This is a genomic window from Flavobacterium restrictum, assembly GCF_007097245.1.
Taxonomy (GTDB): domain Bacteria; phylum Bacteroidota; class Bacteroidia; order Flavobacteriales; family Flavobacteriaceae; genus Flavobacterium; species Flavobacterium restrictum.
Genome location: NZ_VJZT01000001.1, coordinates 232,105 through 246,574, shown reverse-complemented (window position 1 = coordinate 246,574; position 14,470 = coordinate 232,105). Strand labels below are relative to the sequence as shown.

Sequence of the window (14,470 nt, the reverse complement as noted above, 5' to 3'; positions counted from 1 at the left end):
ATGATATAATCGGCAACTATATAGTGATTGTACATAATAGTAGGTCTTTAAACTTTACGACATTTAAACTTTCGACTTACTTACTTACTTACTTACTTACTTACTTACTTACTTACTTACTTACTTACTTACTTACTTACTTACTTACTTAATGCCAATACGGCTCAAAAAATAGCATTGGTATTAATTCGAAAACTGGTTTAGGATTTCCATAGCCCTTGTTGCATCCTGATATTTCACAAAAATATGATCGTGATAAAAGGCCGCAACCACATTACAGGATATGCCATCCTGCGCAAGTGCTCCAGAAAAAGCGGCTGTTAATCCCACCGCCTCTAAAGCCGAATGTACGGTCAAACTGATCCAAGCGGCAACAAAATCATAGTGTAATTGCAATGCATCGGCAACTTCTTTTTTTAGAACTAATGTGATTCCCTCGGATTCTCTAAATAACAAAAGAACGTTTTCAAGCGGTACATCATGGGCATTTTGCACCACGCAAAACACATATTCGCCCGTATTAAATTTTGGTTTCATGGATTGCAATAAGACTTCCAAGTTTTTTTCTCCTGACATTGTAATTGGGTTTAATTTTTTTATTCCAAATAGCCGTTTTCCGATGGCATCTCGAAAACTTCTAAATAAAAATAAGGAACGGCTGCAATAATATGGTCAAAAATATCAGCCATAATGTATTCGTAATTTTCAAATCGCTTGTCCGTCGAAAAAGCATAGACTTCCAGCGGAATCCCATGTGGCGTTGCTTGCATTTGGCGGCACAGCATGAGCATGTCGGTATTAAGTCCCGGATAATTGGTTAAATACTGAGTAATGTATTTTCTAAAAAGCCCCAGATTGGTTAAATTCCTACCATTTATAGCCAATGATTTATCGACCTTATGACTGGTATTAAAAAGATCAATTTCGGTTTTTCGGGTGGTAATATAGTCGCGTATCAATTCGATTTTTTGCAAGTCTACCAATTCATTTTCGCTCAAAAACCGAATCGTATTGGCTTTTATCAACACATGTCTCTTGATGCGTCGCCCATTAGAATCGAGCATGCCACGCCAGTTTCTAAATGAATCGGAGCTCAAACTATACGTAGGGATGGTAGTGGTGGTATTGTCAAAATTGCGCACTTTTACGGTAGCCAAATTAATTTCGATAACATCACCATCAGCCCCAAATTTTTCCATAGTAATCCAATCCCCAATGCGAACCATATCATTGATTGCGACTTGAACACTGGCAACAAATCCTAAAAGCGTGTCTCTAAAAATTAATATTATTATGGCCGAAACAGCTCCCAAAACCGTTAAAAGATCTTTTTGATTAATGTCAAATATCTTTGAAATAATCACCGTAATCCCGTATAGCCACAACATGATGTTAAAAACCTGAATAAAACTATCGATGGGTTTGTCGCTAAATCGAGGAACTTGTTTTAAATAATATTTTAAAATATTTAGCCCAGTTCTAATAACCATTATCACCAAAACTACGATCCAGATGGCTACGATTTTACCAAAAACAAACTCCCAATAATCGTATTTTTCTAAAATCACAGGAACTGATTTGTAAACCAATAGCAACGGAACCAGATAAAAAAGGTATTGTCCCGTGATGTTTTCTATAATATAATCATCAAATTTATTTTTAGTTCTAATGGCTATTGCTCTAAAAGTTTTATCCAAAACAAACCGAAAAACAATGAAAAAAACATACGCCATACAGCACATCAAGACAATGTTTACCAGCAAACTAAAGTAGGAAGCAATGGTGTAATTCACGCCCAACTTTCGTAATAAAAGATAACACCAACCAAATATTTTTTCGAGCGAATTATTCATTTTTCAACTGTTTTTTTTCGATATAAAAAGCCCCAAACGGAATTAAAGAAGCCACAACGATGATTCCCCATTTTTTCACAGACCAATTGTCTTGAAATTTGAGTATACTAGCCAGAATGATGTAACTCACAAAGAGTAATCCGTGCGCCATCCCTACAGGAAAAAGCAACATTTTGTACACCTCGATATGAGTTGGTTTTATAAAAAGCATATTAGAAAATAAAACCAAATACGAAATGCCTTCTAAAATGGCAATAATCTTGAAAATTTTGAGCATACCTTATTTTTTTTGAAACCGTTTGTCACAAAAATAACTATTATCATTGATTTTAGGTCTATGGATTCCCAAACTAATTTACTTTTGTATTCTTAAACTTTGGAAATGAGCAAACGTGATTTAAAAAAATACTTGACCGAACTAAATAAAGAACAACTCGAGGAACAAATCTTGGAACTCTATGCCAAATTTCCTCCTGTAAAAGTCTACTACGATTTTGTTTTTAATCCCAAAGAAGCCTCACTTTTACAGGAATGCAAACTCAAAATCACCCATGAATATTTCCCTATCAAAAAAATGGGCAGAAGAAGTAGACCTAAAATGCGTCGCTCCGTGGCTCAAAAATTCATCAAGCATTTCCTGCTTTTGGGAGTAGATTCTTTCTTGATTATGGATGTCATGTTGTACACGATTGAAATTGCTCAAACCTACTCAGGCGAAAACACCATTACACAAGAATTATTTTATAAAAGCATGTACAACTCCTTTGACCAAGCGGTTTCCTATGCTATTGCCAACGGAATTTTGTACGAATTCAAAACCAGAATCATCGCAATTCACAAGGAAACAGTAGCTCAAAAATGGAAAAATAAGGACGCTTTTGCCGCTGTTCTAGAACGTTTAGAACTGTAAAAGAAGCACATCCATAAAACCGAAAAGTGAAAACAAGAATTGACATTCGATTATAAATCAATTTTAATTAATCGGACCTATTTCTTTTTAATTAAAAGTGATGGTTTAACTGTTTTTTAGGTGTATTTTTGCAAAAATCCAATAAAAAGCAATGTTACAAGAAACTTTAGAAATTGAAATTGAAGACAAAAAAGAACTATATGCCTATCAAAAAGGAGATATAGACGCCATCTTTGAACGAATTGATAATGCTCCAGCGCAACACCATTTATTATATCAATTACCAACAGGCGGTGGAAAAACAGTCGTTTTCTCGGAAATTGTTCGTCGTTATTTGTCGCAACACGATAAAAAAGTGGTGGTGTTGACGCACCGTATCGAGTTGTGCAAACAAACCTCAAAAATGTTGAAAGGATTTGATGTCAAAAACAAAATTATCAACAGCAAAGTCAAAGAACTTCCAGATCAAAACGATTATTCCTGTTTTGTTGCCATGGTCGAAACCCTCAAAAACCGTATCAATGACGAGAAACTACATCTAGACAATGTAGGTTTAGTAATCATTGACGAAGCCCATTACAATTCGTTTAGAAAACTCTTGAGTTCTTTCAAAAACGCCTTTATATTAGGAGTTACCGCCACACCATTGAGTTCGAATATCAAGCTGCCCATGCACGAAAGTTATGACGAATTAATTGTGGGCGATACCATAGGATCCTTGATTGACAAAGGCTTTCTGGCCAAAGCCGTAACCTACAGCTATGACGTAGGATTGACTTCCTTGAAAGTAGGAATAAATGGCGATTATACCGTAAAATCATCGGACGATTTATATACCAATATGGCCATGCAAGAAAAATTATTGCACGCCTACACCGAAAAATCATTGGGCAAAAAAACCCTAATTTTCAATAACGGAATCAACACCTCCTTGTATGTCTACGAGACCTTTAGAGAAGCAGGATACCCTATTCGGCATTTAGACAACACCAGCAACAACGAGGAACGCAAGGATATTTTGCATTGGTTCAAGCACACACCAGACGCCATTTTGACCTCGGTAGGGATTTTGACCACAGGTTTTGATGAGCCAACCGTAGAAACAATAATTCTAAATAGAGCCACAAAATCATTGACATTGTATTTCCAAATGATTGGTCGTGGCTCCCGAAAATTGCCCAACAAGAATGAGTTTACCGTAATCGATTTAGGGAACAATGCCGCACGTTTTGGACTCTGGAGCGAACCCGTAAACTGGCAACATATCTTTAAATCACCCGAGTTTTATCTGGAAAACTTAAGAGACGATAACGAAATCGAGCTGTATTTTAAATACGCTATGCCACCAGAATTAAGAGCCAAATTCAGCAAAACAGCTGTCGTAACTTTTGATGTCGATGAAGAACACAAATTGATTATCAAACAAAATTTACGCTCAAAAGTAGTACTCGAAAAATCACTTGAACAACATGCCTCCATGTGCGTAGACAATTCCGAAACCCTGCAAGAAGCCAAAGCATTGGGCAAAGAACTAGATGATGACATTGATTGTCGCATCAAGCGCTACTCCAAATGCTTAAGTCAATGCAGCAAAAATTACCGCGAATGGCTCGTTGACGATTACAAACTAAAATTAGTCTTGTTGACAGGAAAAAAATACCGACAGAAAATCATGAACGAAGCCGATTAATTTCCGGCATTTACTCCTATCGTTTTCTTTTCAAGGAGCTAATTCCTGCTGTACGTTGCAATCTTATGAGCCGAACCCCGGCTCATAAGGATTTTCACTTCCATCAGGGCTAGGGCATCCGTTTTCAAAATAACTATTTCAAAATCCAAAAAAAATGTCAAAACAATTCTCTGATTTAGGAATTTCAGCACCAATATGCAAAGCCATAACCCAATTAGGGATAGTTACACCTACGGAAATTCAGCAAAAAATAATTCCGCTAGTGTTGTCCAACACCACGGATGTAGTAGGTCTTGCCAAAACTGGAACTGGAAAAACAGCTGCTTTTGGATTGCCACTTTTACAACTCATCAACACGGATTTACCTGTAATTCAAGCAGTAATACTAGTACCAACGCGAGAATTAGGACATCAAATTTTCAAAAATTTAGAAGATTTTGCACAACACTTGCCTCATATTGCTATGGCAGCAACTTGTGGCGGTATTCCAATAAAACCCCAAATCGAACGCCTAAAGCAACCTACACATCTCGTAGTAGCCACACCAGGAAGATTGATCGATTTAATAGAACGCAAAGCAATTGACTTAAAACAAACCCAATTTCTAGTCCTTGACGAGGCCGATGAAATGGTCAGTATTTTAGGGGAAAGTTTAGATACAATTATTACCCAAATCCCTAAAGAACACCGTACTTTTTTATTCTCGGCAACGTTACCTGGCACCATCAAGCAACTGGTTCAGAACTATTTGAACAAAAATGTAGTTCAAATAAGTGCCAATATGGAAACGGTAGGAAATCAAGGAATTGACCACCATTATATTGTGGTAGATCCTATTGAAAAACTCAACGTTTTGATGCACTTTTTGAATTCTAAAGAAGGAGAACGCGGTATTATTTTTTGTAAAACCAAAGCCGCTGTCAATAAACTGGCTAAAAATCTAGCCATAAATAAGTTTTCGTCGGGAGCGTTGCACGGGAGTTTGTCACAAGGTATTCGGGATCGAATCATGGAGCAATTCAGAGGAGGTCACATCACTATTTTGGTCGCAACGGACTTGGCTGCTAGAGGAATCGATGTGGCCGCCATCACGTATGTAGTCAATTATCATTTACCTGATGTGTACGAAGTATACGTACACCGTAGCGGTAGAACGGCTAGGGCAGGGGCAAAAGGATTGTCTTTGACCGTTTTACAACCCGAAGAAGTGTCAGAAATTACTGATTTTGAAACCGCATTAGGCATTCAATTTACAGCATTCAAAAAACCAACCGTGGCGAGTATCGAGGAGAACAATACGCTTTTGTGGGCCAAGCAAATCTTTAAAACCAAACCCAATCATGATGTTGATTTAGAATTGAAAACCAAAATTAAAACCGTTTTCCATCATTTGACCAAGGACGAATTGATCGAAAAATTGATTGCAAATTATGTGCTTCAATCAAAAAATGAACCCGTAGAAAAACCAATTAAAAAAATAAAAAGAAACTAAATTTCTCGCATTTATTTTACAATCTTATTTTCAAAAAGCATTTCATAAATACTGTATATTTATGAAATGTTTTTTTTTATGCAACAAAAAATTAAATACTTATGGAGATTGTCATTATTGGTGGAGGATTTGCAGGATTGAATCTAGCCAAAGAATTGCTCAATAAAGAAGGAATTCATGTTACACTTGTGGATAAAAACAATTATAATTTTTTTCCACCGCTAATTTATCAAGTGGCAACAGCTTTTTTAGAACCATCCAGCATTAGTTATCCATTCCGAAAATTCTTTGCAGGAAAAAAAAACCTGCAATTTCGTTTGGGCGAACTGCTGCAAGTACTTCCCCTCGAAAATAAAATCATCTTAAGCAATGACGAACTAAAATACGATCAATTGGTTTTTGCCACGGGTGCCGAAACCAGTTATTTTGGAATGGAAAATGTCAAAAAAAATGCCATTCCAATGAAAACGCTCAATGATGCTATTGAAATGCGCAACACTATTTTGAAAAATTTAGAAAAAGCAGCCATTTGCAAAGACATTAGGAAACGTCGTGAATTGCTAACTATTGTGGTAGTAGGTGGCGGGCCAACTGGGGTGGAACTTTCAGGAATGTTTGCCGAAATGAGAAAAAGCATACTGCTAAAAGAATATCCTGAACTCGATACCACAGCAAGTAATATTTATTTGGTCGATGGTGGAGATGCGTTACTTGCACCAATGAGTGTGGCGTCCCAAACCGATACGCTGGAAGCTCTCACCAATCTGGGAGTGGTCATAAAATTAAACAGTCGTGTGAATGATTATGTAGACGATACCGTATTTTTTACAAACGGAGAAACCATCCGAACCAAAAATTTAATTTGGGCAGCAGGAGTTTCGGCAAGAACTTTTGACGGAATTCCACTAGAAAGTTACGGGCGAGGAAAACGAATGGCTACCGATGCGTTCAATAAAGTCAACGGTATGACAAATATTTATGCCATTGGCGATACCTGCATTCAACTTACGGATACCAATTTTCCAGAGGGACATCCCCAAGTGGCACAAGTTGCTATTCAACAAGGATTGAATTTAGCGGCGAATTTCAAGGCGATGCAGCATAATAAACCGTTGCACCCCTTTGAATACAATGACAAAGGATCGATGGCTATTATTGGAAAAAATAAAGCAGTTGTCGACTTGCCCAAACCCAAAATGCATTTCAAAGGCTTTTTTGCTTGGATTATTTGGCTTTTTGTACACCTAATTTCGTTAATCACATACCGCAATAGAATCAATACTTTCTATCATTGGACCACTGCTTATTTTGCCAAAGACCAATCATTGCGCATGATTATAAGACCTGAAAAAAGAGTTAAAGGCGAACAGACAATCTGTTAAAAATCCAAAAAAATATTAATGTACCATTGTAATTTCATCCTCAAATGAAGTCGCAATGGTATTTTTGATTGTTCGTTTACCGATAATCAAAACAAAAAATGCCGTTACTGTCGAAAAACACATAATAACAACCATAGGAGCTATTGAATTTTTTACAAAAACACCCACAATAAAAGAAGCAAAAGCACCCAAACCCAATTGTATTGCACCCATTAATGCCGAGGCACTTCCTGCGTTTTTGGCAAAAGGAGCCAAGGTTAAACCCGCAGTATTGGGATTTGAAATACCCAAACAAGCCAAAAATAAAAACAAAAAAGCAATTGTTTCATACAAGCCCAAAAATGAGTTTACAGCTGCTATGAGAAATAAAATACTAATAATTGATTGGGCTACGAGTGCGCCAAAAATCATTTGCTCACTTTTAAACCTCCGCAACAATAGGGAATTCAGCTGACTAGCACCAATAAAACTCATGGACATAAAAGCAAAAATCCAACCGTAGGTTTTAGCACTTACTTTGAGAATGGTCATGAATAAAATAGGCGAAGCCGCAACATAAGTAAACAATCCTGAAAAAGCAATTGCACCCGTAAAAGCATAAGTATAAAATTGTGGAACTTTGATAATTTCTATAAAATTAGTGATTATGGGTTTTGGTTTCAACGAAATGGTAGTATCGGGAATAAATTTTGAAGGAAGTCCTAGCCAAGCCGCTAGAAAAACAAGTATTCCCAAACACATCAAAATCAAAAACACCACATGCCAAGAGTAATATGCCGTTACGTACCCACCAATTGTTGGTGCCAGCATTGGCGAAAGCCCAACAACCAACATTAATTTTGAGAACACTTTTGGAATATCTTTTACAGGAAATAAATCCCGAACCATAGCGACAGAAGTCACAGTAGCAGCGCAACTACCAATAGCTTGTATGAAACGTAAGCCAATAAAAGCATCAATATTTTTGACAAAAACGCAACACAACGAAGCCAAAATATAAATCAACAAGCCTATAAACAACGGTTTTTTGCGTCCAAATCGATCCAATAACGGGCCATAAAGTAATTGTCCAGCGGAAATTCCAATAAAATAACTGGATAATGTCATCGAAACATTGGCAACTGTAGTATTCAAATCTCTGGCAATTCCCGCAAAACCGGGCAAATACATATCAATTGAAAATGGCCCAAGTGCTGTCATAGAACCTAATATGAGAATTAGCTTTAAATAATTGGTTTTGGTCATTTCTTTTTTTTAAAGTGCAAATATAAGTCTAATGAAGGTATTTGCTGGGATAAACGTATTTTTCTATATAAACTTGTTCGTTATAAATACTAAAAACGTCAGTTAGAAGTACAAGTGCTCTTTTAAATAATTATTATATTGTCAAATAGCTTTTCAAGTTACTTATTTCCTACTGTTGTATTTTGCACTATAATTTATATTATGTAAAATAGACTTTTACAAAAACAAAAAGGAAAGCCCTTTTTGTTTTGTATTAAAAATTGGAATTAAACCTTATATTTACTGGACTTTCATAACAAAATTCCATTTTTCCCAACTTAACGTAATATCGTTTGGATTAACAAAATATGCTAATTTTTCGGTGCTTGTGGTTGCTGCTTGTTGTTTTATCTTAACGCGCAATTGATCATTTTTTTCTTTGTAATCATAAGCACCCCATTGTTTTGGTTCTTTGTTAAAAATGATAGTACTTTCGGTTTCACTTGGAATGATAAAAAAAGAATATTTTCCTGCTGGTAATGTAACGCCTTCAATAGTCAAGCTTTTATCAGTTTCAATGGTGGTGGCTTCATTAGCTCCAGCACGCCAAACTTGATTAAAAGGAACTAATCCGCCCCAAATTTTTCTTTCTTTTACAGATGGGCTTCCGTAATTAATCGTGATGCTGGCACCGTTAATTTTTCCCGATACCGTTTCGGCAGGACTGGCTAGTTTTTTTTGCGCATTAGCAAAGGGTACTATTGCGATTAGAAAAGCAATTACGAGGAGTTTTTTGGATAATTTCATGATTTTAAATAATTTAGTTTACGTCATAAATGTAAAAAACAGTATTCAATTTAGGATAATTTTTAACATTTTTATGAAAAAATTATGAATTGTATAAATTAATCGTTTTCCCCTTACATGGATACGAAAATGACTTTTTATTTTATTATTTTTACAAACCATAAATTTATTTTAAACAAGCTATGAATACTATTGCAGCCCATATTGCAGACTTTTTGAAGGATTACCAGCCCTTTGATAATTTAACTTTTGAAGAATTATCAGAGATTGCTACGAGTATTCGGGTTGTTAATTTAGAAAAACACAAAACCTTGTTTCAAATTAATGATGTCTTGCACGATAGTTTTTATGTAGTGGCTTCGGGCGTTATCAATTTATCCGTAATTGCCGATGCCGAAGAAACTTTATTGAATAAATGTCATAAAGGAGATATTTTTGGGTTGCGTCCTTTTTTTGCCAAAAACAATTACATGATGACCGCCAAAGCTCGGGAAGAAAGTATTGTTTACGCCATTCCAATTGCCACTTTTAGACCTTTTGTTGCCAATAACACACTTGTATTGAACTTTTTGTTAGAAAGTTTTGCCACCAATACTCCCAATCATCATGACAAAGAAAATTTGCGTGGCAAACTCATTTCGGATAATGTATTTTATTCCGATCAACAATCGGAAATTCAATATTTTCAATCATTAACCTACAATACATCCCCATTAACAGTGCTCACTACTGCCGTTATAAAGGATATTGCCAAGCTAATGACCGAAGAAATTTCGAGCAGTGTTATCATTTGTGAAAACAATTTTCCCATTGGTATTGTTACAGATCGGGATATGTGTACCAAAATTGCTACTGGAAGATTTCAAATTACTGATAGCATTGCGACCATTATGGCATCGCCCGTAATTACGGTTGTAGAAAACGTTTCCCTTGCCGAAGCGCAATTGCTGATGCTCAAATACAATGTCACGCATTTGTGCGTAACTTTAGACGGAACGGCTAAATCTGTTGTAAAAGGAATCATATCCGAGCACGATTTAATCATTGCTCAAGCCAGCAACCCTGGGGTTTTAATCAAAGAAATAAAACGTTCCCAAACGCCAAAAGATTTAAAACAAATACGCGAACGATTAACGGATTTGATTCAGAATTCGATTCATAAAAACATTCCCATCTCGCATATTACCAATATTGCTAGCGAAATCAATTTGGCTATCATAAAACGAAGTGTGGAACTTTCTATTTTAGATTTAGGCTCCCCTCCTGCCCGTTTTGCATGGTTGAGTATTGGTAGTCAAGGCCGAAAAGAACAGCTATTAATGACTGATCAGGATAGTATTTTGGTTTTTGAAGATGTCACTCCCGACAAATACCGTGAAGTAAAAGATTATTTCTTGCGATTAGGACGAAGAACAACGGCAACACTCGAAAAAGTAGGTTTTGATTTGTGTCCAAATGGGCATATGGGAAGCAATATGCTATGGTGTAAATCACTGACAGACTGGACAAAACAATACAACAGCTGGATGAATACTCCAGGAGAAAACAGCAATGATTTGAGTAGCCTCTTTTTTGATTTTGAAATTGCTTTTGGAGAACCCAAAATTGAAGAAGCCCTGGAAAATATCATTTTCAAAAATGCCAAAAACAATACACTTTTCTTTGATTTTTTAGGCAATGATGCTTTAAAGAAAAATGCACCTTTGAGTTTTTTCAAAAAGTTCATTATTGAAGAAGATGGAGAAAACAAAGATAAATTTGACATTAAAACGCGTGCTTTGATGCCGCTTATTGATGGTGCCCGATTGTTTACTTTACATTACAACATCAAAGGGGTTAATAATACCTATATGAGATTCAAGCAATTAGCCATGATTGACCCCAAAAATGCTGAAATTTATTTGAATTGCGCCGATGCGTTTCAAACCTTGTCGAAATTTCGAACCATTGAAGGCTTAAAAAATGATGATTGCGGTCAGTTTATTAATTTGAACGAAATGTCTAAAATTGATAAAGAAAAATTAAAGAATAATTTTGCTCCAATGAGAGAATTAGAAGAGTTGATCAAAGGGAAATTTAAACTTACACAATTTTCATAATATGTTAGACTGGCTAAAAAATATCAACAAAGAATACCCTGAATTTTGGAAAGAGTATTTGTCTAAATTTGAAACCAAATCAAAGCGATTTGTTGTTTTATCTACTGAAACCTCTGGTATGAGTCCAGTCAAAGATGTTATTTTATCCCTAGGATCCTTTGCTATTGTGGATAATAGCGTGGTTATAGGCGATAATTTTGAAGCTGTATTATTGCAATATAAATTTTTGCATGACAATGGACTATCTAATGAGTTTATTGTAGAAAGCAAAATGAAAAAACTCGTTGAACCTGACGCCATAAAATCATTGATTGGTTATATAGGAAACGCGGTTTTGGTTGGTCATCACATTCATTTTGATGTCGAAATGATCAACGCAGCACTGGATCGTTTGGATTGCGGTCGCTTGAAAAACGAAGCCTTGGATGTAGATGTCATGCATCGCAAATTATTGGATATAAACGATAAGCAATTTTCACTGGACGAATTATGCGACATTTATAAAATCCCAAAAAGTGATCGCAATTCTGCCTCCGAAGATGCTTACAAAACAGCATTGTTGTTTTTGAAATTAAAATCCAGATTGGGTATATAGATTTTTTTATCGTTTAATTTATTCTGATCTATTTTAAGAAGTAGTCTAAAGTAAATTTTTATAGTAGCCAAATCCTCGAAAAGCAATTTTTTGGAGTACAGAAACTAAAATCACAACGTAATCCCGCACCAAAACCGTCCGTGATGGGTTATCGAAACGGGTTTCAGTTCCTGGATTTGTGGATTATTCTGGTATGGAATTCCATTTATTTTGGTAATTGGCGTGTTCGGATCCATTGTTTTAATTTGGTCAAAGTGCTCTTTTGTGGCAACGGCAATGGTATACACGCAATCTGCATCAACAGTAGTTTTTGTAAAATAACGAAATCCCTTTATGTGGACAGTTCCTTCGTTTTGATTGCTACAATCGCATTCCAATTGCAGGGGAAAATACCCTCGGATTCCTGTTTCCCGATTGTAAATTTTGTAAGCTGCTTCCTTTCTACTCCATAAATTCCAAACCATACTTTCGGGATTTTGCGAGGTGCTGATACGCAATTGCTCGCTTGGAGTGAATATTTTATCCATAAATCCCTTGCGTTGCCAACGGCTTTGTTTTTTGGACAAAGCCAAATCTACGACGTCGTTTCCTATCATTTTGAGGCTAATTGGGTTTCAATAATGGTCAAAGCAGCTTTTACGTTACTCATTTTTTCCATCGCTTCATTGTCAATCACGATATCGTATTTTTCTTCAATGTCTAAAATCACATCGACTAAATTAGCCGAATTTATCTTCAAATCATTAATGAAATCAGTGTCTTCCGTAAGATTTTCAAACGCTTCTTCGTTTTGAATATACGGTTTTACAATGGCTTTTAATTCTTGAATGGTTTCTTCTTTGTTCATAATTGTAATCATTTTATGGATATTAGCCTATTTAGTGTAGCCTATTTAGCTACTGATTCACTGATTTCAAAATATAAGTACATTAGCACATTTTGATTTAGCTTCTAAAAATAATAAAACCACAAATTTTCACAAATTAATAAGTACTAATTAATGCAATTTGTGGCAAATAAATTAGCGCTACAACTTTGCAGACTTTCAGTCCAAAGTGGTTTAGTTCTAAAATTTGCGAATTAGCAGTTACTCTTTTTAAAATTTCTTGAAAATTACACACCCATTTACATCTCCAAAACCAAAACTTGCTTTGGCTGCAACTTTAATTTTGCGGTAAAGCAATTGTTGAGGGATGCGGCTTTTGTCGATTATAGCGGTAATATCGGGATTTAAATCTTCGCAATTGCTATTCGGAAAAATAAATCCGTGATGCAATTGCAGTATGGTAGCCACACTTTCTATGCTTCCTGCTCCAGACAAACAATGCCCCACCATGGATTTTAAGGAATTAATATACGGAAAATCAACACCACTTCTATCTAAAGCTTTACTCCAATTTTCTATTTCTAAACTATCTTTGGATGTGGCAGTTAAGTGCCCATTTATTATATCAATTTCACTAGCCTGAATTGCAGCATTGGCTACTGCATTGGCAATACAATTTTGAACAGCAACAGGATTGGGTGCTGTCATGGTTCCCAGTCCTCTTTGCCCACCCGAGTTAACATTTCCGCCCAAAACTTCGGCATAAATTTGCGCTCCTCGTGCCAAAGCTGTTTCTAAATCTTCCAGAACCAATGCTCCTGCCCCACTCCCTGGAACAAACCCAGAAGCCGTGCTTGACATGGGGCGAGAACCGCTTTCAGGAGTGGTATTGTGCTTAAAACTGCACACTTTCATGGCGTCAAATCCTCCCCAAATATAAGGACCTGAATCACTGGTGCTTCCTGCCAACATTCGTTTGGCTTGACCGGATTTAATGCGTTCGTAGGCCATCAAAATACTCTCGGTTCCCGTGGTACAAGCCGAGGAGTTTGTTGTGACTTGATTTCCTAATCCTAATTTGCCTCCCAAAAATGCGCTCACACCACTATTCATGGTTTGTGCCACAGCGGTACTGCCCAATTTGCGGGTTTCGAAAGCATCAATTTTATAAATACTCTCTCTAAATTTATCGATTCCAGATGTTCCAGTTCCAAAAATAGTCCCGCTGTCCCAATCCGGTTCGTCTCGTTTTTCGAGTGCTAATCCAGCATCCTTCCAAGCATCCATTCCAGCAATTACACCATACAAAATACCTGACGAATTGAAATTTCGCAATTCCAATTCGGAGAAATAACGCAATGCCATTTCGTTTGAAATTTCTGGTTTTCCCGCAATCTGACAGGAAAACTGCAATCGTTCCAATTCCGGATCGTGCTTAATTCCCGAAATTCCGTTTTTTATAGCATGCGTAAACTCAGTTAGCCCGACGCCGTTTGGAGCCACTACGCCAAGTCCCGTAATTACAACACGTTTATTCATATAGAATTGTTTTTAGAATGGCAATTTCAATAGCAATTTCAATTTCAATGGCA

The 14,470-nt window shown here is 36.3% G+C and carries 14 protein-coding genes; 6 read left to right on the top strand and 8 right to left on the bottom strand.

Going from position 1 to position 14,470, the window contains the following annotated elements; all coding sequences use genetic code 11:
• Positions 1–183: 183 nt before the first annotated feature.
• The 3 genes from FNW21_RS01040 to FNW21_RS01030 are packed head-to-tail and all read right to left on the bottom strand — an operon-like array spanning position 184 to position 2,130.
• Positions 184–576 carry an ACT domain-containing protein gene (locus FNW21_RS01040; protein ID WP_144254873.1) on the bottom strand — a complete coding sequence of 131 codons (393 nt, stop codon included), beginning with the start codon at positions 574–576 and terminating at the stop codon, positions 184–186.
• A gap of 20 nt (positions 577–596) precedes the next feature.
• A complete protein-coding gene (locus FNW21_RS01035; protein WP_144254872.1) occupies positions 597–1,853 on the bottom strand; it encodes a mechanosensitive ion channel family protein in 1,257 nt (418 codons plus the stop codon).
• Complete coding sequence (locus FNW21_RS01030) at positions 1,846–2,130, bottom strand: DUF3817 domain-containing protein (protein ID WP_144254871.1); 285 nt, start codon at positions 2,128–2,130, stop codon at positions 1,846–1,848. The genes FNW21_RS01035 and FNW21_RS01030 overlap by 8 nt, the downstream gene beginning before the upstream one ends.
• Positions 2,131–2,235: 105 nt before the next feature.
• Between FNW21_RS01030 and FNW21_RS01025 the strand changes: the two genes are divergently transcribed.
• The 4 genes from FNW21_RS01025 to FNW21_RS01010 all read left to right on the top strand — a co-directional run bounded on the left by FNW21_RS01025 (position 2,236) and on the right by FNW21_RS01010 (position 7,327).
• Positions 2,236–2,763, top strand: a complete 528-nt coding sequence (locus FNW21_RS01025; protein WP_144254870.1) for a DUF6155 family protein — start codon at positions 2,236–2,238, stop codon at positions 2,761–2,763.
• Between the two features lie 151 nt (positions 2,764–2,914).
• Positions 2,915–4,453 (top strand): DEAD/DEAH box helicase, encoded by a 1,539-nt coding sequence (locus FNW21_RS01020; protein WP_144254869.1) that lies wholly within the window; start codon positions 2,915–2,917, stop codon positions 4,451–4,453.
• A gap of 154 nt (positions 4,454–4,607) precedes the next feature.
• Positions 4,608–5,945 carry a DEAD/DEAH box helicase gene (locus FNW21_RS01015; protein WP_144254868.1) on the top strand — a complete coding sequence of 446 codons (1,338 nt, stop codon included), beginning with the start codon at positions 4,608–4,610 and terminating at the stop codon, positions 5,943–5,945.
• A 101-nt stretch (positions 5,946–6,046) separates the two neighbouring features.
• The gene (locus FNW21_RS01010) at positions 6,047–7,327 is read left to right on the top strand and encodes an NAD(P)/FAD-dependent oxidoreductase (RefSeq protein ID WP_144254867.1); all 1,281 of its coding nucleotides are present in this window, start codon (positions 6,047–6,049) and stop codon (positions 7,325–7,327) included.
• A gap of 15 nt (positions 7,328–7,342) precedes the next feature.
• Here FNW21_RS01010 and FNW21_RS01005 read toward each other — a convergent pair whose 3' ends face one another.
• Together FNW21_RS01005 and FNW21_RS01000 are read right to left on the bottom strand one after the other, a co-directional pair.
• The gene (locus FNW21_RS01005) at positions 7,343–8,572 is read right to left on the bottom strand and encodes a multidrug effflux MFS transporter (RefSeq protein WP_144254866.1); all 1,230 of its coding nucleotides are present in this window, start codon (positions 8,570–8,572) and stop codon (positions 7,343–7,345) included.
• Between the two features lie 279 nt (positions 8,573–8,851).
• Positions 8,852–9,358, bottom strand: coding sequence for a DUF2911 domain-containing protein (locus tag FNW21_RS01000; protein ID WP_144254865.1), 507 nt, complete (start codon positions 9,356–9,358; stop codon positions 8,852–8,854).
• Positions 9,359–9,540: 182 nt separating this feature from the next.
• Between FNW21_RS01000 and FNW21_RS00995 the strand changes: the two genes are divergently transcribed.
• A complete protein-coding gene (locus FNW21_RS00995) occupies positions 9,541–11,457 on the top strand; it encodes a DUF294 nucleotidyltransferase-like domain-containing protein (protein ID WP_144254864.1) in 1,917 nt (638 codons plus the stop codon).
• Between the two features lies 1 nt (position 11,458).
• Positions 11,459–12,052, top strand: coding sequence for a 3'-5' exonuclease (locus FNW21_RS00990; protein WP_144254863.1), 594 nt, complete (start codon positions 11,459–11,461; stop codon positions 12,050–12,052).
• A 110-nt stretch (positions 12,053–12,162) separates the two neighbouring features.
• Here the strand turns inward: FNW21_RS00990 and FNW21_RS00985 are convergent, their stop codons facing one another.
• From FNW21_RS00985 to FNW21_RS00975, 3 genes are all read right to left on the bottom strand, one after another.
• A complete protein-coding gene (locus FNW21_RS00985; RefSeq protein ID WP_144254862.1) occupies positions 12,163–12,648 on the bottom strand; it encodes a 4'-phosphopantetheinyl transferase family protein in 486 nt (161 codons plus the stop codon).
• Complete coding sequence (locus FNW21_RS00980; protein ID WP_144254861.1) at positions 12,645–12,899, bottom strand: acyl carrier protein; 255 nt, start codon at positions 12,897–12,899, stop codon at positions 12,645–12,647. Before FNW21_RS00980 ends, FNW21_RS00985 begins: the two co-directional genes overlap by 4 nt.
• 249 nt (positions 12,900–13,148) lie before the next feature.
• Positions 13,149–14,417: a beta-ketoacyl-[acyl-carrier-protein] synthase family protein gene (locus FNW21_RS00975; RefSeq protein ID WP_144254860.1), complete on the bottom strand. Its 1,269-nt coding sequence runs from the start codon at positions 14,415–14,417 to the stop codon at positions 13,149–13,151.
• Positions 14,418–14,470: the final 53 nt, after the last annotated feature.